Source organism: Micromonospora sp. RTBAU3-60, assembly GCF_054963695.1.
Genome location: NZ_JBUEGB010000007.1, coordinates 22,213 through 41,034, shown reverse-complemented (window position 1 = coordinate 41,034; position 18,822 = coordinate 22,213). Strand labels below are relative to the sequence as shown.

Here is an 18,822-nt window from a genome sequence, read left to right as displayed (position 1 = left end):
GCCGCCGCGTGACACGATGGCCCGGTGAGTGGTGCTGTCCAGGCGGGGTACGCCCCGCCGACCCGTCCCGAGCAGCCGGCCCCGGGGCGGCGCGGGCTGCGTTGGCTGGTGGCCGCGGCGGCGGCGTGGGCGGTGCTGCTCGCCGGGCTGACCTGGTGGTCGGTGCGGCACGACCCGCCGACCGTGAAGGAGCAGCGCAGCCTGGGCCAGGCGATTCCGGTGGTGGACGGCGCGTTGGGGCGCCTGGTGGCCGCCGTGGACGGCGAGGCCTGGGAGTTGACCCCGGCCCAGATGCGCCGGGGTTGCCGGGTCACCCCGCTGGCCGACGGGGCGACACTGACCCGGGGCCTGGACGTGCTGGTCGCCGTCGGCGGCGAGCGGGCCGTGCTGGAGCGGGTGGCGCAACGACTGCCGGCCGACTGGTGGGCCGGGGTCGGTGCCGCGTCGGGCGGTCCCCGGCTGCGCGCCGACGCGGGGGAGTTCGTCGCGGTCGACGGGCGGGTGGTGGCCGACGGACGGGTCCGACTCTCTGCCGCGACCGGCTGCCGTCCCGTCGACACCGAGTACGCCGAGCCGCGGCCAGCGCCCGCCGTCGCACCGGAGCTGGGGGCGGCGCTGCGGGCGCTGGGCCGCTCCGTCCCGCCGGCTGCCGACGTGGTCGTGGCACCCTGCCCGGCGGGCGGGACCGCCCGGACGGTCAGCGCCGCGGCCGGCGGCAAGCCCGTGTCGCTGGCGCCGCTGCGCCCGCTCGGCGTCGCCGTGGTTGACCGTCCCGAGGTGTACGCCTACCGGGCCGGGCCGGTGGCCGTGCTGGCCGACGCCACCGGCGACCAGCTAAGGCTGGCCGCCTCGACCGGCTGCGCCGGCTGACCGCCCGGTCCGGCCGAACCGGGGCCGCTCCCGGGCTGGCGGCCTCGATCGGCTGACCGCCTGGTTCGGCCAACCCGGGGCCCCCGGACCGCGCCCGGCCGAGGTGGCGGGGCCGCCGGGGTGCGAACGTCAGTGGCTGTGGTCGTGCGGGCCGCGGCTGCGGCCCAGGGCGTCCACCCGGCCCCACCGGCCCGGGATGTCGAGCACCTCCACCCGGCCGATCCCCTCGGGCAGGGCGGGATCGATGATCAGATGCTCGCCCTGCGGCTCCAGGCCGAGCATCACCCGGAGCAGCAGCAGCGGCGTGCCGGACGACCAGGCCTGCGGGCTGCATGCGGTCGGGTACTGCACCGGGTAGTCGGTGAGGGTGCGCTCGTAGCCGGCGAACGCCTCGGGGAGCCGCCCGTCGAAGTAGCGGGACGCGGCGAGCATCCCGTCGCAGATCCGGCCGGCCTCCTCCCGGAAGCCGTACTTCATCAGCCCCCAGGCGATGAACGAGTTGTCGAACGGCCAGACCGTGCCGACGTGGTAGCCGATCGGGTTGTAGCGGCCCTGGTCGTCGGCGAGGGTACGTACCCCCCACCCGGAGAAGAGGCGCGGCCCGAGCAGGTGACCGGCCACCGCGGCGGCCCGTGACTCGTCCACGATGCCGCTCCACAGCAGGTGGCCGATGTTGGACGAGAGGGCGTCGACGTGCCGTCCCTCCGGGTCCAGGGCCATCGCGTAGTACTCCTTATCCGGGATCCAGAAGTCCCGGTTGAACCGCTCCTTCAGCTCCGCCGCCTCGCGTTCCAGCCGGTCGGCGTACGCGGGGTCGTTCCAGAACGTTCGGGCCAGCCGGGCGCCGCGCAGCTTGGCGTCGTACGCGTACCCCTGGAGTTCGCAGGTGGCCCGGGGGAACCCGGGCAGCCGGCCGTCGGCGTAGGAGACGGAGTCCCAGGAGTCCTTCCAACACTGGTTCGGCAGGCCGGTCTCCGGGTTGCGGGTCATGTACCAGACGTATCCGGTGCCGAGCAGGTCCCCGTACGTGTCGATCCAGTTCAGCGCCGCCCGGGTCTCGTGCTCCAGTTGCCGGACCAGCGTGGTGTCCCCGGTCCACCGCTCGTACTCGTCGAGCAGGATCACGAAGAGCGTGGTCGAGTCGGCTGAGCCGTAGTACGGGGAGTGCGGCTGCTCCTCGAAGCCGGCGGTCTCGCCGTACCGCAGCTCGTGCAGGATCTTGCCGGGCTCCTCGTCCCGGAAGTCGTCCAACCGGCTGCCCTGCAGGCCGGCCAGCATGAGGATGGTCGGCGGGACCAGGCCGGGCAGGAAGGGCAGCACCTGGAGCGAGGTGAAGATGCTGTCCCGGCCGAAGAGGGTCATGAACCAGGGCAGGCCGGCGGCGAGCAGCCGTACCCCCAGCGCGATCGACTCGTACCGGAGGGCGGCCAGGTCGTTGAGGCTGCGCCGGTACGCCCCGGCCAGCGGCTGGCAGTCGCAGCCGAGTTTCGGCGCCCGCTCGATCAGGTCGTTCTGCTCGGCGTGGATCGCCGCGGCCGTGCGGTGCCCGCCCAGCGGCAGGGTGCTCCGGATGTCCTCGCCCCGGGCGCCGTAGATGACGGTGCTGACCTGCAACCGGGTGGTCCACTCGCCGTGCGGACCGACCCGGATCCGGAAGGTCATGCCGCCCTCGTCGATGTCGGCCGGCGCGCTCGTGCTGATCACGGTCTCCCGGTGGAGATTCTCCCGCCGGTAGACCAGCCGGAGCTCGTTCGCCGCCACGCTCGGGGTGGTGCGCCCCTTCTTCGGCCGCTGGTGCTTGATCTCGAAGACGTCCGCGAAGTCCGCGCCGATGTCGATTCGGAGACTGAACTCCTTCTCCTGCTCCGAGTGGTTGATCAGGGTCAGCTCCTCGCCGAAGCTGCCGCCGATCGCCCGGCTACGGATCACCGAGACCTTGGCGTCCACGTAGTGCGTCGGCTCGCCGGGGACCAGGAAGAAGCGCGTCGCGTACGACTGGGAGTCGTCGACGGAGAGCGGCTGCAGTCGCTGGCCGTCGAGGGTGAGTATCCACGCGGAGACGAACCGGGTGTCGAAGGAGAACAGCCCGGTGGGGAAGTCGAAGGACGGCTCGATGTCGCCGCGCTCGTCGCTGACCAGGAACGTGTTGCCGTCCAGGATGCTGACCCGCGTCATCCGGACCGTCCGGCCTGTTCGCGGGCGACCTCGCGAGCCACCTCGCGGGGATCCCGGGTGCCGGGCGGATCGGGGAAGAACCGGCGGAAGAGGAGGAACAGCAGCACGTTGCCGCTGAGCGTGGCCTCGTTGCGGAACACCGCCGCCAGGGCCGACTCGCGGCCTTCGGCCAGTTCCTCGAACAGGTCGGCACCGACCGTGAAGGTGGCGTCCGCCAGCCGCTGCTCCCGGCTCACCCGGACCGACCCGGGCGCCAGCTCCAGGTACCAGTGTTCGGTGCGGTTGCCCGCAGTCAGGTCGACCTGGAGGGTGCCGCCGGCCGGGCCGCGCAGCACCGCCGGGGCACGCTTCGGCAGTGCCGCGAAGAACTCCTCGGTCGCCTGACCCACATCCGAATCGTAGGCAGCAGCCGGACATGCCGGGTCATTATCGGCGCTCCACACAAGGTGGACATCGGTCCCGGGCCGGCCCGGGCGGCCGTCAGTAGACCAGGGCCTGGGCGCCCTCGGCCATCGCCTCCTCGACGAAGACGGCCGCGCCGGCGATGCGTACGCCGGGGATGACGTCACCCTGGCCGATGTCCCGCCGGGCGGCGCACTGGGTGCAGGCGGTGACCTTGCCGGTGGCGAGGATCACGTGCAGCAGTTCGGCCAGCGGCGCGGAGTGCGGCAGTTCGAACTCCTGCGCCCGCCCGGGCAGCGCGAACCAGGTCGACTCCCCGGTCAGCCAGAGCGACACGTCGACCCCAGCGGCCGCCGCCGTGGCGGCGACGGTGAAGGCCTGCGCGCAGCGCTCGGGTGCGTCCGCCCCGGCGGTGGCCTTGACGACGAGAGTACGGGCCATGGCGCCCAGCATAGGATGGCCCGGATGGTTACCGAGATCGGGTTCGTCAGCCTGCTGGTCGCCGGCCTGGGCGCGCTCGCCGGTGGCCTGGTCTACCTGGCCGTGAAGATCTCGAGAGGAAAATGGTGAGCGACAACCCACTTGCGCCGCCGCCGTGGCTGAACGCGCCGCCGGTCGACCCGTACCCGTACGAGGAGAGCCACGACCTGCGCGTCGGCCCGAAGCTGCACCCGAGCCTGGACGGCCTGCTGCCGTACATCGGGGTGTGGCGGGGGCGCGGCCGGGGCGGGTTCCCGACCATCGAGGACTTTGACTTCGCACAGGAGATCCGGATCAGCCACGACGGCCGGCCGTTCCTGCTCTACGAGTCCCGCGCCTGGATCCTCGACGAGCAGAGCCGCCCGGTCCGCCCGGCCGGCCGTGAGGTCGGCTGGTGGCGCCCGGTGATGGACGGCGACCGGGGCACCGACGAGGTCGAAGCCCTGATGAGCACGCCGACCGGGGTGATGGAGCTGCACATCGGCCGGCGCAAGGGCACCCAGATCGAGTTCGCCACCGACGCGGTGCTCCGGACGGCCGCCGCCAAGGAGGTCACCGCCGGTGCCCGCCTCTTCGGCATCGTCGAGGGCGCCCTGCTGTACGCCCAGGAGATGGCCGCCATGGGCCACCCCCTGAGCCCCCACCTCTCCGCCCGCCTCCTCCGCGTGGCCGGCTGACGCCGCCCCGGCCCGTCGGGATCATGAGGGTGCCGGCGGTGCCGCGCCCCAGGCCGCCAGCGACCTCGCGACCGACAGCGCGGGGCTCCGCCGGTGCGGGCGGGGCGGTGCGGTGGCCGAACTATGATCGGACGGTGTCCGAATCCTCCCTCGCGGAACTGCTCCGCTCCCGTGGGCTGCGGCTGACGGCGCAGCGGCAGCTCGTCCTGCAGGCGGTGATGGACCTGGGGCACGCCACGCCGGAGCAGGTGCACACGGCGGTCCGGGAGGTGGCCGCCGGGGTCAACATCACCACCATCTACCGGACGTTGGAGCTGCTGGAGCGGCTCGGGCTGGTGACGCACACCCACCTGTCCCACGGCTCGCCGACCTACCACGCGGCGGGCGAGCACCAGCACGTCCACCTGGTCTGCCGGGAGTGCGGCGCGATCGACGAGATCGAGCCGGAGCTGCTCCGCCCGCTCGCCGACCAGTTGGCCGCACAGCGGGGGTTCCAGGTGGACATCGGGCACGTGGCGCTCTTCGGCGTCTGCGGCCAGTGCGAGGACGGGGGACGCAAATGATCGACATCGTGGGAGCGGTGGCCGCCGAGGCCATCGACGAGGAGACCCGGGAGCAGCCGGAGCCGGTGCACCGGGCGGCCGGGGTCGGCCCGGTGGCCGCCCACTACGGCGACCCGCTGCGCGAGCAGCGCACCCTGGCCACCGGCGTCGGCCTGGTCGACCGCTCGCACCGGGGTGTGGTGGCGGTGCCGGGCGAGGAGCGGATCGGCTGGTTGCACACCCTGACCAGCCAGCACCTCGCCGGGCTGGGTGCCTGGCAGGGCACCGAGCTGCTCGTCCTCTCTCCGCACGGGCACCTCGAGCAGCACGCCATGGTCGCCGACGACGGCGAGACCACCTGGCTGGACACCGAGCCGGGGATGACCACCGGGCTGCTGTCGTACCTGGAGAAGATGCGGTTCTTCAGCAAGGTCGACCCGCGCGACACGACCGCCGACCACGCGCTGCTCTCGCTGGTCGGGCCGGAGGCCGCCGGCGCGCTCGACACGCTCGGCGTCACCGGGTTGGCCGCGCCGGACGCCGTCGCCGTGCCGGGCCCGAAGTTCCGCTCCGGCGAGCTGCCGTCCCGGCCCTCCGTGGTGTACGACGTCAAGCCGCTGCCGGTCGGCGGGTGGGCCCGGCGGGTGCCGCTCGGCGTGGACCTGCTGGTGCCCCGGGAAGCGATGCCCCAGGTGGTGGACGAGCTGCGCGGGGCCGGCGTGCCGGTGGCCGGGCTGTGGGCGTACGAGGCGATCCGGGTGGCCGCCCGACGGCCGCGGGTCGGGGTGGACACCGACCACCGGACGATCCCGGCCGAGGTCGACCTGATCGGGACGGCCGTACACCTGGACAAGGGCTGCTACCGCGGGCAGGAGACGGTGGCCCGGGTGCACAACCTGGGCAAGCCGCCGCGCCGTCTCGTCCTGCTCCACCTGGACGGGGTGACCACCGACCAGCTGCCGGCCGCCGGCACCCCGGTGACCCTGGACGGCCGGGCGGTCGGTTTCGTCGGCACCGCGGTGCAGCACCACGAGCTGGGCCAGATCGCCCTCGCCGTGGTCAAGCGCAACGTCGCCGAGGACGCCCGCCTGCTGGTCGGCGAGGCCGCCGCCGCCATCGAGCCGTCGTAAGGGTGCCTTGCCGAGGGCCGCAAGGCGGAAATTCTTTCGGCTCCGCGCCCGATCAGGCATGATTCTTCCGCCTCGGCCCGCTCCGGCCATCGACCGGAGTCGGGTGGGGCGTCTAGGATCGCCGGCATGAGCACAGGGACGTTGATCACGGTTGCCCCCACCGGCGCGGAGTCGGCGAAGGCGGAGGTGCCGGCGCTGCCGGTGACCCTCGACGAGTTGCTGCTCACGGCCAAGGAGTGCGAGGCGCTCGGCGCCGCCGTGATCCACGTCCACATCCGCGACGACGAGGCGAAGCCCACCCTCGACCAGGGGCGGCTGCGCGAGACCGTCGCGGCGCTGCGGGAGACCACGGACCTGATCGTGCAGCTCTCCTCCGGCGGTGCGGTGACCGACCCGGAGGCCGACCGGCTGGCCGTGCTGGACGCCGGCCCGGACATGGCCTCCTGCACCATGGGCACGGTCAACTTCGGTGACGACGTCTTCCTGAACCGCTGGGAGTTCATCGTCGACCTGCACACCCGGATGCAGGAGAAGGGCGTCGTCCCCGAGTACGAGATCTTCGACCTCGGCCACCTCACCGCCCTCCAGCGCCTGCTCGGCAAGTACGGCCTGCCGCACGGCGGGCACGTGCACGTCGACTTCGTGATGGGCGTGCCGGGCGGCATGCCGGGCACCACCGCGACCCTGGTCGCCGCCCAGCAGATGCTGCGCGACCTGCCGGAGGGCACCACCTTCTCGGCCACCGGGATCGGCCGCAGCACCATCCCGGTGCTGCTCGCCTCCCTCTCGGCCGGCGGCCACCTGCGTGTCGGCATGGAGGACACGGTCACCTACGCCAAGGGCCAGCCGGTCGAGTCCAACATGCAACTGGTCGCCCGCGCGGTCGGCTTCGCCCAGCTCGCCCAGCGCCCGCCGCTGACCACCACCGAGGCCCGGCAGCTCCTCGGCATGTAAGCCGCGGCAGGCCCGGCACCCCTGTACGCCCAGGGCCGACGCCGCTGGTCACCCCGGTGACAGGCCCGCCGCGCCCGTCGGTACCGTCCACCTCGTGGGAAAGACGTACGAGGGCGGCGTGCCGCTCGCCGAGGTGGTCCGGTCCGGGTTCGTGGAGGGCATCCACCGTGGCTCCGTGGCGGTGCTCGACGCCGCCGGTGCACCGGTGGCCGGGGCGGGGGACGTGGCCTCGCCGATCTTCCCCCGCTCGTCCAACAAGCCGATGCAGGCGATCGGCATGCTCCGGGCCGGCCTGCCGCTGACCGAACCGGCCGACGTGGCGCTGGTCTCGGCCAGCCACGCCGGTGAGGAGTTCCACGTCGAGCGGGTCACGGCGCTGCTGCGCGGCGCCGGCCTGACCGAGGAGGCCCTGCACTGCCCGCCGGACCTGCCGGTCGGCGAGGCGGCCCGGGAGGCGGTGCTGCGGGCCGGCGGCGGGCCGACGCGGACCCGGATGAACTGCTCCGGCAAGCACACCGGGATGCTGTTGACCTGCCTCGCGGCCGGCTGGCCGCTGGACGGCTACTGGCGGCCCGAGCACCCGCTCCAGCAGCGGCTGACCGCCGCGATCGAGGAGTTCACCGGGGAGACGGCGGCGGCCGTCGGGGTGGACGGCTGCGGCGCTCCCGTGCTCGCCGTCTCGCTGACCGGGCTGGCGCGGGCGTACCTGCGGCTGGTCTCCGCCGAGCCCGGCACCGTCGAGCGGACCGTGGCGGACGCCATGCGGGCGTACCCGGAGTTGGTGGGCGGCACCCAGGCGGACGACACCCGGCTGATGCGCGGCGTACCCGGGCTGCTGGCGAAGGTCGGCGCGGAGGGTGTCGTCGCGGCGGCGGTCCCGGGGGTCGGCGCCGTGGCCGTCAAGATCGACGACGGCGCCGGACGGGCCCGGATGCCGGTGCTGGTGGCGGCGCTGCGCCGGCTCGGCGTCGAGGCCCCGGTGCTGGCCGAGTACGCCGAGCTGCCGCTGCTCGGCGGCGGCCTGCCGGTCGGCGCCATCCGCCCGGTCTGGTAACCCTGGGCCTGATTCACGGAAAGAGTGGACAGCCACTCTTCCCGTGAATCCGCGTGACGCACCTGCGTCGGGCAGGGCTCAGGGCAGGAAGTCGAGCAGGGCGGCGTTGACCGGCTCGGGGCGCTCGAGCGGGAGCAGGTGGGCGGCGTCCGGGACGTCCGGCAGCCGCACCCCGTGCGGGGCCTCGGCGGCGATCCGGTCGGCGAGCCGGCGCAGGTCCGCGAGGTCGTCCGCGCCGGCGCCGGCCAGCACCGGCATGGCCAGCTCACCCAGCCGGCCGATCGCTGGCGGGTCGAGTTCGCCCACCTCGACGGCGCTGAGCGCCAGTTCGGCGGCGAGGGCCCGCCGGTCCATCTCGTCGGCGAACCGGATCAGCTCCGGATCGACGTCCTCGGGGCGGCGGGTCGGGCCGACCACCCAGAACCGCACCTCGCCGGCCGCGGTCGCGGCGAAGTCCTCCGGATCGACCTCGCCGATCAGTTCGTCCCAGAGCTGTTCGGTCTCCTCGGACCACTCGTTGCCGGAGACCGGGGCGCCGAAGAGGGCCAGCGCGGAGATCCGGTCCGGGTACGCCAGCGCGGCGTCCACCGCCACCTTGCCGCCGAACGAGCAGCCCACCAGCGCGGCGCGTGGGACGCCCAAGGCGTCCAGCAGCCCGATCACGTCGTCGTGGTGCGCGAACGGGCTCGGTGGCAGCTCGGACTCGCCGTAGCCGCGGAGGTCCACGGCGATCACCCGGTGCCGGGCGGCGAGCGCGGGCAGCTGGCCCCGCCACATCCGCCGGTCGGCGATGCCGGCGTGGAGCAGCACCACCGGGCTGCCGCTGCCGACCTCGTCGTACGCGAGCACCGCACCATTCACGTCGATCTTGACCACGGGGGAACGGTACGGACCGGACACCGGTCGCGCAACCGGCTACCTGAGACCCTGCTAACTTTGGTTAGCATTTTGCTTGCAGTAGCTAGCGCCCCGCGTTAGCGTGGAGTCATGGCCACCGGTAAGGACCTTCCCGACGTCGGCGGGTTCATTCGCGATCTGCGCCGCAACGCGAAGATCTCGCTGCGGCAGCTCGCCGAGCAGGCCGGCGTGAGCAACCCGTACCTCAGTCAGATCGAGCGCGGCCTGCGCAAGCCGAGCGCCGAGGTGCTCCAGCAGCTCGCCAGCGCGCTGCGGGTCTCGACCCCGGCGATGTATCTGCGTGCCGGGCTGCTGGACGCCAAGGAGGGGCAGGGCGTGCTCGCGGCGATCGCCGTCGATCCCGAGCTCACCATGGCCCAGAAGCAGTCACTCACCCAGATCTACGAGACGTTCCGCCGGGAGAATGCCCGGCTCGCCGAGGCGACCGCCGCGGCGCAGGGCGCCACCGAGCCGACCGCGGCCACCGAGCCGACCCCGTCGACCGGCGTGCCGGCCGCGGCGCCGTCGGCCCCGGCCGCCAGCACGCCGGCCACGGCCGGCCCCGCGACGCCGGGCGGTACCCCGACCGAGGCCGTCCTCGAGTCGGTCGCCGTCACCGAGGCGGGTCCCGCGCCCGCCCCGACCACCGCCGACCCCGACAGGAAGACCGCCCACCGGGTGGTCCGGAAGGCCGCCGGCGCGGCCGAGGAGGAGAAGTCATGACCCAGCCGAAGACCAACCGCATTCCGGCCCCGCTCTACGCCGCCGCCGGCGCCGGCGAGCTGGCCCTCGAGCAGCTCCGCAAGCTGCCCGCTGCGGTCAGCGACCTCGGCACCCGGGTGGTCGCCGAATTCGGCGGCAAGGCCGTCGTTACCGGTGTCGAGCTGCGCCAGAAGGCCACCGAGACGCTGAAGACCGCCAACCTGACCGCGACCGGGCTGCGGGAGAAGGCCGTCCCGACCGACCTCGACCTGGACAAGCTCCGCGAGGCCGCCGGCCGCAACGCCGCCGCCGTGCTGGCCGGCGCCCAGGAGCGGGCCCAGGCCGCGCAGGCCCGGGCGGTGGCCGCGTACGCCGAGCTGGTCGCCCGCGGTGAGCGGGTCGTCGGCGCGGGTGTGCTGGAGGCCGCCGACACGGTGAACGCCGACATCGAGGCGACCGAGAGCGTCACCCCGCCGGCCGAGGTGCCGACCCCGGCCGAGGTGCCGACCCCGACCGAGGTGGCCGCGGCCGCCGAGGCCAAGCCGGCCGCCGTGAAGCGCACCCGAGCCACCAAGGCCACCGCCACCAGGGCCACCGCGGCGAAGTCGGCGACCCCGTCGGCGAAGCTGCCGAAGACCACGAAGCGGACCCGCCCCGCCGCCGAGTGAGTCGAAGCTGGACCGAGACCCCGGACAGCGTCCTGTCGGACGTTTTCCGGGGTCTCGGCATAAGCTTGCCGACATGGCCTACGCCGCGCCGATCTTCGCGTTCGAAGTCCGCTACGTGATCGAGCTGATCCTGCTCGTCTTCGCCCTGGTGATCGAGGCGGTGGCGCTGGTCCACGCGATCACCCAGCGCTCCGACGCGTTCGCCGCGATCGGCACCCTGCCCAAGGGCGGCTGGATCGCCATCCTGGCGGTCTGCCTGGTCCTCACCCTGCTCGGCGTCGGCGGCGGCGTGCTGAGCATCTTCACCCTGATCGGCATCGCGGCCGCGATGATCTACCTGCTGGACGTCCGGGTCGGGCTGCGCGACCTGCACGACGGCCGGGGCTCCTGGTGAGGAGCTTCCGCTGGCCCCCGCCACCGGACGGCGGCCCCCGCACCTGGGGGCCCGGCCCCGGTGCCCCTCGCACCGGCCGGCCGGCGCTGCCCGAGCCGGAGACCGAGTTGGTCACCACCCCGCACGGCGTACGGCTGGAGCGGCTGGTCACCGGCACCGGTGACCCGGTGACGGTGTTCGCCCACGGGCTCGGCAACGGCATCGCCATCACCCGCCCGTTCGGCAGCGGGGTCACCGGCCGGAAGATCTTCTTCCAGTTCCGCGGGCACGGCCGCTCCGACTCGCCGCCCGGGCCGTGGAGCTACCTGGACCTGGCCCGCGACCTGCGGGCGATCGCCGACCTCGGCGGCGCCACCCGGGCGTTCGGGGCGAGCCTCGGCGCGGGCGCGTTGTGCCGGCTGCTCGCCGAGAGCCCGGAACGCTTCGAGAAGCTGGTCTTCTTCCTGCCCGCCGTGTTGGACACCCCGCGCGGCGAGGTGGCCCGGGCCCGGCTGACCGATCTGCTCGACGCGGTGGCGGAGGGAGACGCCTCCGCGCTGGCCGACGTGGTGTCGCTGGAGCTGCCGCCGGCCGTCCGCAACACCCCGGCCGGCTGGGCCTACCTGCGGCAACGGCTGGACCAACTGCTCCGGGACGGGCTCGCCCCGGGCCTGGCCAGCCTGCCGGACCAGACCCCGCTGCGGACCCCCGACGCGCTCGCCGGGGTCACCGTGCCGGCGCTGGTGATCGGCTGCGCCGGCGACGACCTGCACCCGGTGGCCGTCGCCGAGCAGTTGGCCGCCGCGCTGCCGCAGGCCACCCTGCACGTGTACGACCGGCCGGGCGTCCTCTGGTCCGACCGCGCCGACCTGCGGGAGCGGATCTCGACGTTCCTCAACGGGTAACGTGCCCGGCATGGGCGTCACACACCACGGCCGTACGCACCGCCTCGACCTCGCCGACCCCACCCTGCGGGAGTGGGAGTGCACGGTGCTGGCGGCCGATCCCGAGCAGGGCATCGTGCTGGACCGGTCGGCCTTCTATCCGGGCGGCGGCGGGCAGCCGCCGGACCACGGGGTGCTGCTCTGGCAGGGGGTGCAGACCCGGATCGTGGGCACCCGCAAGGGCGACGACCTCTGGCTCATCCCGGCCGAGGGTGACCCGCTGCCACCGGTCGGCACCGCCGTCACCGGTGCGGTCGAGGACGTCCGGCGGACCATGCTGATGCGTACCCACTCCGGGCTGCACGTGCTCTGCGGGGTGGTCTTCCGCGACTTCGGCGCGCTGGTCACCGGCGGCAACATGGAACCCGGCGAGGCCCGGATGGACTTCAACCTCCCCGAAGTGCCGCCGGACTTCAAGTCCCGGATCGAGGAGCTGGTCAACGCCGAGGTGGCCGCCGACCGGTCGGTCGCCGTGCGGGTGCTGCCTCGGACGGAGGCGCTGGCCCTGCCGGACATCATCCGTACCCAGTCCAATCTGATCCCGCCGGACGAGCAGGAGGTCCGGATCGTCGACATCGTCGGGCTGGACGTGCAGGCCGACGGGGGCACCCACGTCGCCTCCACCGCCCAGATCGGCAAGGTCCAGGTGGTCAAGGTGGAGAGCAAGGGCCGGGCCAACCGCCGGGTCCGCGTCCGCCTGGTGGACTGAATCTGGGCAGCCGCCTGGCCGACTGACGCGACTCCCGGCGCGCGACCCGCGCGCCGGGAGCCGTGGGCTCAGACCAGGTCGACGCGTTCGCGTTCGATCGGGTAGCCGGCCCGGGCGAAGGCCGCGGCCATCGGGTGGTTGGTCTGGTCGGTGGCCGCCACGACCTCCGTCTCGCCGGCCTCGACCAGCACGTGGGTCGCCTCGACCAGCAGGTCGTACGCGTAGCCGTGCCCGCGCTGCCCGGGCACCACGCCGACGAAGCCGACGATCGGGTCGCGGTGGTTGCGGGCCGGCACGGTCAGGCCGACCAGCTCGCCGTCCGGGGTCCAGGCGAGCCGCCACCAGTCGCGCGGGCTGGGCAGCCAGCGCAACAGGTCCAGCTCCTCCTGGGCGGCGGCGTCCGGTCCGGACGCCGCGGCGGTGTGCCGGGCGTGCGCGTCCAGGCTGCCCTCGACGACGCGGCGGAGCACGTCCAGCACGACCGCATCGTCCGGCTCCGGGCGGAACTCCAACCGGCCCGGTCGGTCGGGCAGCCCCTGGTCCAGGGTCCAGCGGTACCGGTACCGCCACACCAGCACCGACATGCCGGCCTCGGTGGCGGCGGCGATCCGGGCCTCGGCCTCGGCCCGTACCGCCGGGTCGGTGCGCCAGCCGACCGGTAGTGAGATCGAGTACTCGGCCCGCAGCGGCGCGGTCCGGAGCAGCTGGACCGCCGCGTCGGGGTCGGTGAAGTCGAACCAGTCGAGCGCCAGGGGTTGGTCGTCGTCCGGCCCACCCCACCAGGCGGCGCGGGCCACGACGACGCCGTCGCGCAGCGCGATCCAGCTCCACTCGGGGCGGTACTGGCCGTCGGCGGCCATGTCGAGCCAGCGCTCGCCGAACGCGGCGCGCCCGACCAGACCGGGGTCGGACAGGGAATCGAAGAGCTTTTCCTCGCCCGCGTTGAGCGGGCGGATGACCAGGTCGGTCATGGTTTCCTTCCGGGAGGCGAGTGCTCCCGTCAGGACGCCCGGGTCCTCGTGACCGGATGGGAGCACGGCAATGTCGTGATGGACACGGCGCTCACCTCCTTCCGGTCGTCGAGGACGCTCGGCGAGCATACCGGCCGGGTGCCGTGCCGGCATCGGGATATCCCCTCGGCGGCCCGGCGGCCCGGCGGCCGGTGGCCCGGCGACTCGGTGGGCGTGCCTCAGCGCCGGAGCCGGTCGGGCGGCAGGTGGGCGGCCCTTACATCGAGCAGCCAGCGCTCCACGGTCTCCTCGTCGGGCCGCTCCGGCAGCGGCGTACGGATCCGGTCGAAGTCGCGCTCGGCCGCCGCGACCAGCGCCTCCGCCTCGGCCAGGGCGCCGCCCGCGACCCGCTCGCCGAAGGCCCGGAACCACTCCGGGTCGGCCAGCCGGATCTCCAGCACGCCGGTCGCGTAGAGCACCCGGCCCTGGTGCAGCAGCCGGGCCAGGTGCCGGGCGTGCTTCGCCGTGCGCCGCCGCCCGCCCACGGTGGAGTCCCGGCCCGCCAGCTTCCGGAACTGCTGGCCGGCGTATCCGAGGTAGGCGTCCCGGACCCGGGGCGCGCTGAGGAACGCCGAGCGGACGGCGATCAGCCGCTCGCCGAACTCGGTCCGGGTCTCGTAGCAGTCGTCCGGCAGCCACATCAGCTCCGTGGCGGTCGGGTTGCCGCTCAACGCCAGGCGGCAGTATTTCCGCGCCTCGTGCCGGGTCACGTCCGGCTCGGTGGTGACCACCGACTCCCGGGGCGGGTGCAGGCCGTGGAAGGCCACCGTCGGCGCGGCGAAGACGCCGATCCGGTCCACGTCCGAGCCCGGGCCAGCCAGCCCGTACGCGACCGAGCCGACGATCCCGGAGAGCAGCAGGTGCATGCCGGCCATGATGGCGGATCCGGATCGCCCGGGAAACCGGACTTCCGTTGTCAGGTATCGCTGCCATCGTCGTCGGTATGACGCAACCGCTGACAGGGAAGATCGCACTCGTCGCCGGGGCGACCCGGGGCGCCGGTCGGCAGATCGCCGTCCAACTCGGTGCCGCCGGGGCGACCGTCTACGCCACCGGCCGCAGCACCCGGGAGCGCCGCTCCGAGATGGGCCGGCCGGAGACCATCGAGGAGACGGCCGAGCTGGTCACCGCCGCCGGCGGCACCGGCATCGGCATCCCCGTCGACCACCTCGACCCCGACCAGGTACGCCGCCTGGTCGATCGGATCGACGCCGAGCAGGGCCGCCTCGACGTGCTGGTGAACGACATCTGGGGCGGCGACCCGCTGATCACCTGGGAGAAGCCGGTCTGGGAGCAGCCGCTCGGCGCCGGCTTCCGCATGCTCCGGCTGGCCGTGGACACCCACATCATCACCAGCCATTTCGCCCTGCCGCTGCTGATCCGCAACCCGGGCGGCCTGGTCGTCGAGATCGGCGACGGCACCAAGGAGTACAACGACCGGACGTACCGGCTCTCGGTCTTCTACGACCTGGCCAAGGTGTCGGTGAACCGGCTCGCCTTCACCCAGTCGCACGAGTTGGCGCCGCACGGCGGCACGGCCGTCGCGCTCACCCCCGGCTGGATGCGGTCCGAGGCGATGCTGGAGCACTACGGGGTCACCGAGGCCAACTGGCGCGACGGCGCGACGAAGGAGCCGCACTTCGTCATGTCGGAGACGCCGGCCTTCGTCGGGCGCGCGGTGGCCGCCCTGGCCGCCGACCCGGACCGGGCCCGCTGGAACGGCCAGTCCGTCGACGCCGGCGGGCTCGCCCAGGTGTACGGCTTCACCGACCTCGACGGCACCCGCCCGCACTTCCTGCGGTACGAGAGGGAGGTGATCGCGGCCGGAAAGCCGGCGGACGACACCGGCTACCGCTGACCGGCGGCCGTGGCCGTCTCCGCCGCATCCGGCAGGGGCCCGCCGAGGTAGAGCGCGGCCGTGCGGCGGGCCGCCGCGGCGAAGCGCTCCCGCAGCTCCGGCGGGTCGAGCACCTCCACCTCGGGGCCGAGCGAGAGCAGTTGGGTGTACGCCACCTCGACGGACTCGACGGGCAGCCGGAGCACCATCCGGCCCTGCCCGTCGGGCCCGTCGGCGGCGCCGACCGCCTCGTCGTACACGAACGGGGCGTCGACGAGGTGCCGGAGCGCGCGCAGGCCGGCGGCGCTGAGCCGGACGGCGACCTTGGCCCGCAAGATGTCCCGCAGGAACGCCTCGGCCTGCTCCCGCCAGTACGCCCCCAGGTCGAAGACCTGGTCCCGGTCGAAGGTCTCCCCGCCCACCTCGACGCCGACCACCCGGTCCACCCGGTACGTCCGGTACCCGTCGCCGACCCGGCCGACCAGATACCAGACGCCGCTCTTCAGCACCAGCCCGTACGGCTGGACCACGCGGGTCACCTCCCGCTCGCCCCGGCGATAGCGCAGCTCGACCACCCGGTCCCGCCAGACCGCCCGGGCCAACTCGGTCAGCCACCGGGGTGGCTCGCTCTGCCGGAACCAGCCCGGCACGTCGAGGTGGAACCGCTGCCCGGTCCGGGCCGGGGCGTCCCGCAGGCTCGGCGGGAGCGCGGCGAGCACCTTCAGCTCGGCGGCGGCCACCGCGTCGGCCAGCCCCATGTCGCCGGCCGGACCGGGCAGCCCGGCCAGGAAGAGCGCCTCCGCCTCGTCCCGGGTCAGCCCGGTCAGCCGGGTCCGGTAGCCGCCGAGCAGGCGGTACCCGCCGGCCCGGCCCCGGTCCGCGTACACCGGCACGCCGGCGGCGGAGAGCGCCAGCACGTCCCGGTAGACGGTGCGCTCGGAGACCTCCAGCTCGCGGGCCAGTTCGGCCGCGGTCATCGTCTCCCGCGACTGCAGCAGCAGCACGAGCGAGATCAGCCGGGACGCACGCACCCGCCCATCCTGCCCGAGTTCGCGCGACCAGGGTTGCTGCGGGCGACCACTAGGCTGTCCGGTCGTGGACGTACCCCGCCTCGCCGCGCCGGTGACCGGCGCCGCCAGCCGCTTCCTCTCCGGCGCCGGCCTGCTGCTGCGCGGCATCGGCCTCTATGTCCGCAGCCCCGGGCTCATGCTGCTCGGCATCGTCCCGGCGCTCATCTCCGGGGTGCTCTTCGTCGCCGCGTTCGCCACCCTGCTGTACTTCGTGGACGACCTCGCCGCCCTGGTCACCCCGTTCGCCGACGACTGGTCGGGGGCCTGGCGGGGCCTGGTCCGGGTGATCGCCGGGCTGGCGATCGTGGGCCTGGCCGGGCTGCTCGGGGTGCTCACCTTCACCGCGGTCACCCTGGCCGTCGGCGACCCGTTCTACGAAAAGATCTCCGAGCGGGTCGAGGACCGGCTCGGCGGCACGCCGGGCGCGGTCGAGGTGTCCTTCTGGGCCTCGCTGCGCCGCAGCATCATCGACTCCCTACGGCTGGTGGCGGTCTCCGCGCTGGTCGGCGTACCCCTCTTCGCGGCCGGCTTCATCCCGCTGGTCGGGCAGACGGTCGTCCCGGTGATCGGTGCGGCGGTGGGTGGCTGGTTCCTCGCCCTGGAGCTGGTCGGCGCGGCCTTCTACCGCCGGGGGATGGGCCTGCCGGAGCGCCGGTCACTGCTCAAGGCCGACCGTCCGACCACCCTGGGGTTCGGGGTGGCCGTCTTCGTGTGCTTCCTGATCCCGCTCGGCGCGGTGCTGATCATGCCGGCCGCCGTCGCCGGCGCCACCCTGCTCGCCCGCCGGTCGCTCGGACAGTCCGTCGAGGAGGGCTGACATGGAATTCATCCTGGTCGAGGGCGACATCACCACCCAGCGGGCCGAGGCCATCGTCAACGCGGCCAACTCCTCGCTGCTCGGCGGCGGGGGAGTGGATGGGGCGATCCACCGCAAGGGCGGTCCGGCCATCCTCGAGGAGTGCCGGGCCCTGCGCGCCTCCCGCTACGGCAGGGGCCTGCCCACCGGCCAGGCGGTCGCCACCACCGCCGGCAACCTCCCGGCCCGGTGGGTGATCCACACCGTGGGGCCGGTCCACTCTGCTGGCGAGGACCGGTCGGCGCTGTTGCGCGACTGCTACGCGAACAGTCTCAAGGTCGCCGACGAGCTGGGCGCGACCAGCGTCGCCTTCCCGCTGATCTCCGCCGGCGTCTACCGCTGGCCGGTCGAGGACGCCGTCCGCCAGGCACTGGCCGTGCTGCGCGGGGCCACCCCGACGCACGTCACCGAGGCGCGGCTGGTGCTCTTCGGCACGGGCACGTACGCGACCGCCGAACGGGTGGCCGCCGGGCTCAGCTGAGTTCGCGCAGGCAGGACCACTGGGCGGCCACCGGCCGGTAGCCGAGCCGGGCGTTGACCGCCAGCATCGGCGCGTTCGCCTCGTCGTTCGAGGTGTACGCGATCCGTACGCCCGACTTGGCGGCGCGGTGCAGCGCGGCCTGCTTCACCAGGCGGGCCAGGCCCCGCCCCCGGTGCCCGGGCACCGTGCCGGTGAACGCCGACCACATCCGGTCGCCGTCCCGCTTGACCAGGCTGACCGCGGTCAGCGTGCCGTCCACCTCGGCTACCGTGCTGGCGTCCCGCTCCAGCCCTGGGTTGATCCAGACCTCGTTGTGCCAGATGTCGTAGCCCATGGCGTCGGTCGGGACGTCGCCCGGTTCGTCCAGCGAAGACTCGGCGTCCACCTGGTGGATCCGGCGCGGGTCCACCTCGGTGGCCGGGAGCAGCCGTACGTCCGGCGGCGGTTCGGGCATCGGCGGGGCGGGCCGTAGGCCGAGTGCGGAGTAGCGCAGCTCCCGACTGGGCGTGAAGCCGTGCCGGCGGGCGAACGGCAGGGACCCGGGCTGGGACCAGGTGAGCACCCGCCGCGTGCCGATGGCGCGCAGGTGGCCGAGCGCGGCCTCCAGGAGTGCGGTGCCGATGCCCCGACTCCGGTGCGCCGGGTGTACGTGCAGGGTGGAGATCTCTCCCACGTCCGGCTCCGAGGTCTGGCTGTTCCGGTACGCCGACACCCAGCCGACCACCTGCCCGTCCGCCTCGGCCACCCAGGCCGTCCAGTCCTCCTCGGGCGGCGGATGGGCGATCAGGTGCCGGGTCGACTCGACACCGCGCACCAGGTAGGGGTGCACGACAGTCCGGAGGGCCACGACGCCCGGCGCGTCGTCGGGGTGGGCGGGACGGATCGCAGACACGGGCCGACGGTAGCCGCAGCCCCCGGCATGCGCGACGAGTTAAATGCCGCCACTTTCGCCTGTAAATGCAAAAAGTCGTGCCCTCATCGTCAGAAGTTT

Annotated in this window: 23 protein-coding genes; 15 read left to right on the top strand and 8 right to left on the bottom strand. The window is 73.9% G+C overall.

What is annotated here, in order from left to right:
* The first annotated feature begins 24 nt into the window (after positions 1 to 24).
* Positions 25 to 870, top strand: coding sequence for a hypothetical protein (locus ACY34I_RS09245; protein ID WP_462754190.1), 846 nt, complete (start codon positions 25 to 27; stop codon positions 868 to 870).
* A gap of 129 nt (positions 871 to 999) precedes the next feature.
* Here the strand turns inward: ACY34I_RS09245 and ACY34I_RS09240 are convergent, their stop codons facing one another.
* The 3 genes from ACY34I_RS09240 to ACY34I_RS09230 form a co-directional block, all read right to left on the bottom strand.
* Positions 1,000 to 3,045 carry an amylo-alpha-1,6-glucosidase gene (locus ACY34I_RS09240; RefSeq protein WP_462754189.1) on the bottom strand — a complete coding sequence of 682 codons (2,046 nt, stop codon included), beginning with the start codon at positions 3,043 to 3,045 and terminating at the stop codon, positions 1,000 to 1,002.
* Complete coding sequence (locus ACY34I_RS09235) at positions 3,042 to 3,434, bottom strand: SCP2 sterol-binding domain-containing protein (protein ID WP_462754188.1); 393 nt, start codon at positions 3,432 to 3,434, stop codon at positions 3,042 to 3,044. The genes ACY34I_RS09240 and ACY34I_RS09235 overlap by 4 nt, the downstream gene beginning before the upstream one ends.
* A 91-nt stretch (positions 3,435 to 3,525) precedes the next feature.
* Positions 3,526 to 3,900, bottom strand: a complete 375-nt coding sequence (locus ACY34I_RS09230; RefSeq protein ID WP_148793264.1) for a DsrE family protein — start codon at positions 3,898 to 3,900, stop codon at positions 3,526 to 3,528.
* Between the two features lie 12 nt (positions 3,901 to 3,912).
* On the opposite strand from ACY34I_RS09230, the gene mtfM reads away from it, so the two are divergent.
* The 6 genes from mtfM to ACY34I_RS09200 all read left to right on the top strand — a co-directional run bounded on the left by mtfM (position 3,913) and on the right by ACY34I_RS09200 (position 8,284).
* A complete protein-coding gene (gene mtfM / locus ACY34I_RS09225) occupies positions 3,913 to 4,017 on the top strand; it encodes a small membrane protein MtfM (RefSeq protein WP_274534545.1) in 105 nt (34 codons plus the stop codon).
* Positions 4,011 to 4,604 carry a heme-binding beta-barrel domain-containing protein gene (locus ACY34I_RS09220; RefSeq protein WP_462754187.1) on the top strand — a complete coding sequence of 198 codons (594 nt, stop codon included), beginning with the start codon at positions 4,011 to 4,013 and terminating at the stop codon, positions 4,602 to 4,604. Before mtfM ends, ACY34I_RS09220 begins: the two co-directional genes overlap by 7 nt.
* Before the next feature lie 134 nt (positions 4,605 to 4,738).
* Positions 4,739 to 5,167 (top strand): Fur family transcriptional regulator, encoded by a 429-nt coding sequence (locus tag ACY34I_RS09215; protein WP_073834482.1) that lies wholly within the window; start codon positions 4,739 to 4,741, stop codon positions 5,165 to 5,167.
* The gene (gene ygfZ / locus ACY34I_RS09210; RefSeq protein ID WP_462754186.1) at positions 5,164 to 6,276 is read left to right on the top strand and encodes a CAF17-like 4Fe-4S cluster assembly/insertion protein YgfZ; all 1,113 of its coding nucleotides are present in this window, start codon (positions 5,164 to 5,166) and stop codon (positions 6,274 to 6,276) included. Before ACY34I_RS09215 ends, ygfZ begins: the two co-directional genes overlap by 4 nt.
* A gap of 126 nt (positions 6,277 to 6,402) precedes the next feature.
* Positions 6,403 to 7,230, top strand: coding sequence for a beta-keto acid cleavage family enzyme (locus tag ACY34I_RS09205; RefSeq protein ID WP_462754185.1), 828 nt, complete (start codon positions 6,403 to 6,405; stop codon positions 7,228 to 7,230).
* 94 nt (positions 7,231 to 7,324) lie between these two features.
* Entirely contained in the window at positions 7,325 to 8,284 is a 960-nt protein-coding gene (locus ACY34I_RS09200) for an asparaginase (protein ID WP_462754184.1), read from the top strand.
* Positions 8,285 to 8,362: 78 nt separating this feature from the next.
* On the opposite strand, the gene ACY34I_RS09195 is transcribed toward ACY34I_RS09200, so the two are convergent.
* Positions 8,363 to 9,160, bottom strand: coding sequence for an alpha/beta fold hydrolase (locus ACY34I_RS09195; RefSeq protein ID WP_462754183.1), 798 nt, complete (start codon positions 9,158 to 9,160; stop codon positions 8,363 to 8,365).
* A 111-nt stretch (positions 9,161 to 9,271) separates the two neighbouring features.
* Here ACY34I_RS09195 and ACY34I_RS09190 point away from each other — a divergent pair, with 111 nt between their 5' ends.
* The 5 genes from ACY34I_RS09190 (at position 9,272) to ACY34I_RS09170 (ending at position 12,577) form a co-directional block, all read left to right on the top strand.
* Positions 9,272 to 9,904, top strand: coding sequence for a helix-turn-helix domain-containing protein (locus ACY34I_RS09190; RefSeq protein ID WP_462754182.1), 633 nt, complete (start codon positions 9,272 to 9,274; stop codon positions 9,902 to 9,904).
* Positions 9,901 to 10,551 carry a hypothetical protein gene (locus tag ACY34I_RS09185; RefSeq protein WP_462754181.1) on the top strand — a complete coding sequence of 217 codons (651 nt, stop codon included), beginning with the start codon at positions 9,901 to 9,903 and terminating at the stop codon, positions 10,549 to 10,551. The genes ACY34I_RS09190 and ACY34I_RS09185 overlap by 4 nt, the downstream gene beginning before the upstream one ends.
* Positions 10,552 to 10,624: 73 nt before the next feature.
* Positions 10,625 to 10,945 (top strand): DUF2516 family protein, encoded by a 321-nt coding sequence (locus ACY34I_RS09180; RefSeq protein ID WP_148793272.1) that lies wholly within the window; start codon positions 10,625 to 10,627, stop codon positions 10,943 to 10,945.
* Positions 10,942 to 11,829, top strand: coding sequence for an alpha/beta fold hydrolase (locus ACY34I_RS09175; RefSeq protein ID WP_462754180.1), 888 nt, complete (start codon positions 10,942 to 10,944; stop codon positions 11,827 to 11,829). The genes ACY34I_RS09180 and ACY34I_RS09175 overlap by 4 nt, the downstream gene beginning before the upstream one ends.
* A 10-nt stretch (positions 11,830 to 11,839) precedes the next feature.
* Positions 11,840 to 12,577 (top strand): alanyl-tRNA editing protein, encoded by a 738-nt coding sequence (locus ACY34I_RS09170; protein WP_462754179.1) that lies wholly within the window; start codon positions 11,840 to 11,842, stop codon positions 12,575 to 12,577.
* A 68-nt stretch (positions 12,578 to 12,645) separates the two neighbouring features.
* Here the strand turns inward: ACY34I_RS09170 and ACY34I_RS09165 are convergent, their stop codons facing one another.
* A complete protein-coding gene (locus tag ACY34I_RS09165; protein WP_462754178.1) occupies positions 12,646 to 13,548 on the bottom strand; it encodes a GNAT family N-acetyltransferase in 903 nt (300 codons plus the stop codon).
* A gap of 218 nt (positions 13,549 to 13,766) precedes the next feature.
* Positions 13,767 to 14,453: a nucleotidyltransferase domain-containing protein gene (locus ACY34I_RS09160; protein WP_462754177.1), complete on the bottom strand. Its 687-nt coding sequence runs from the start codon at positions 14,451 to 14,453 to the stop codon at positions 13,767 to 13,769.
* 77 nt (positions 14,454 to 14,530) lie between these two features.
* Between ACY34I_RS09160 and ACY34I_RS09155 the strand changes: the two genes are divergently transcribed.
* Positions 14,531 to 15,445: an SDR family oxidoreductase gene (locus ACY34I_RS09155; RefSeq protein ID WP_462754176.1), complete on the top strand. Its 915-nt coding sequence runs from the start codon at positions 14,531 to 14,533 to the stop codon at positions 15,443 to 15,445.
* Here the strand turns inward: ACY34I_RS09155 and ACY34I_RS09150 are convergent.
* Positions 15,436 to 16,455, bottom strand: a complete 1,020-nt coding sequence (locus ACY34I_RS09150) for a helix-turn-helix transcriptional regulator (RefSeq protein ID WP_462754175.1) — start codon at positions 16,453 to 16,455, stop codon at positions 15,436 to 15,438. The genes ACY34I_RS09155 and ACY34I_RS09150 overlap by 10 nt on opposite strands.
* Positions 16,456 to 16,519: 64 nt before the next feature.
* Between ACY34I_RS09150 and ACY34I_RS09145 the strand changes: the two genes are divergently transcribed.
* Positions 16,520 to 17,311 (top strand): EI24 domain-containing protein, encoded by a 792-nt coding sequence (locus ACY34I_RS09145; RefSeq protein ID WP_462754174.1) that lies wholly within the window; start codon positions 16,520 to 16,522, stop codon positions 17,309 to 17,311.
* Between the two features lies 1 nt (position 17,312).
* The gene (locus ACY34I_RS09140; RefSeq protein ID WP_462754173.1) at positions 17,313 to 17,831 is read left to right on the top strand and encodes an O-acetyl-ADP-ribose deacetylase; all 519 of its coding nucleotides are present in this window, start codon (positions 17,313 to 17,315) and stop codon (positions 17,829 to 17,831) included.
* Here ACY34I_RS09140 and ACY34I_RS09135 read toward each other — a convergent pair.
* Positions 17,824 to 18,723, bottom strand: coding sequence for a GNAT family N-acetyltransferase (locus ACY34I_RS09135; protein ID WP_462754172.1), 900 nt, complete (start codon positions 18,721 to 18,723; stop codon positions 17,824 to 17,826). The two genes, ACY34I_RS09140 and ACY34I_RS09135, sit on opposite strands and share 8 nt — an antisense overlap.
* Positions 18,724 to 18,822: the final 99 nt, after the last annotated feature.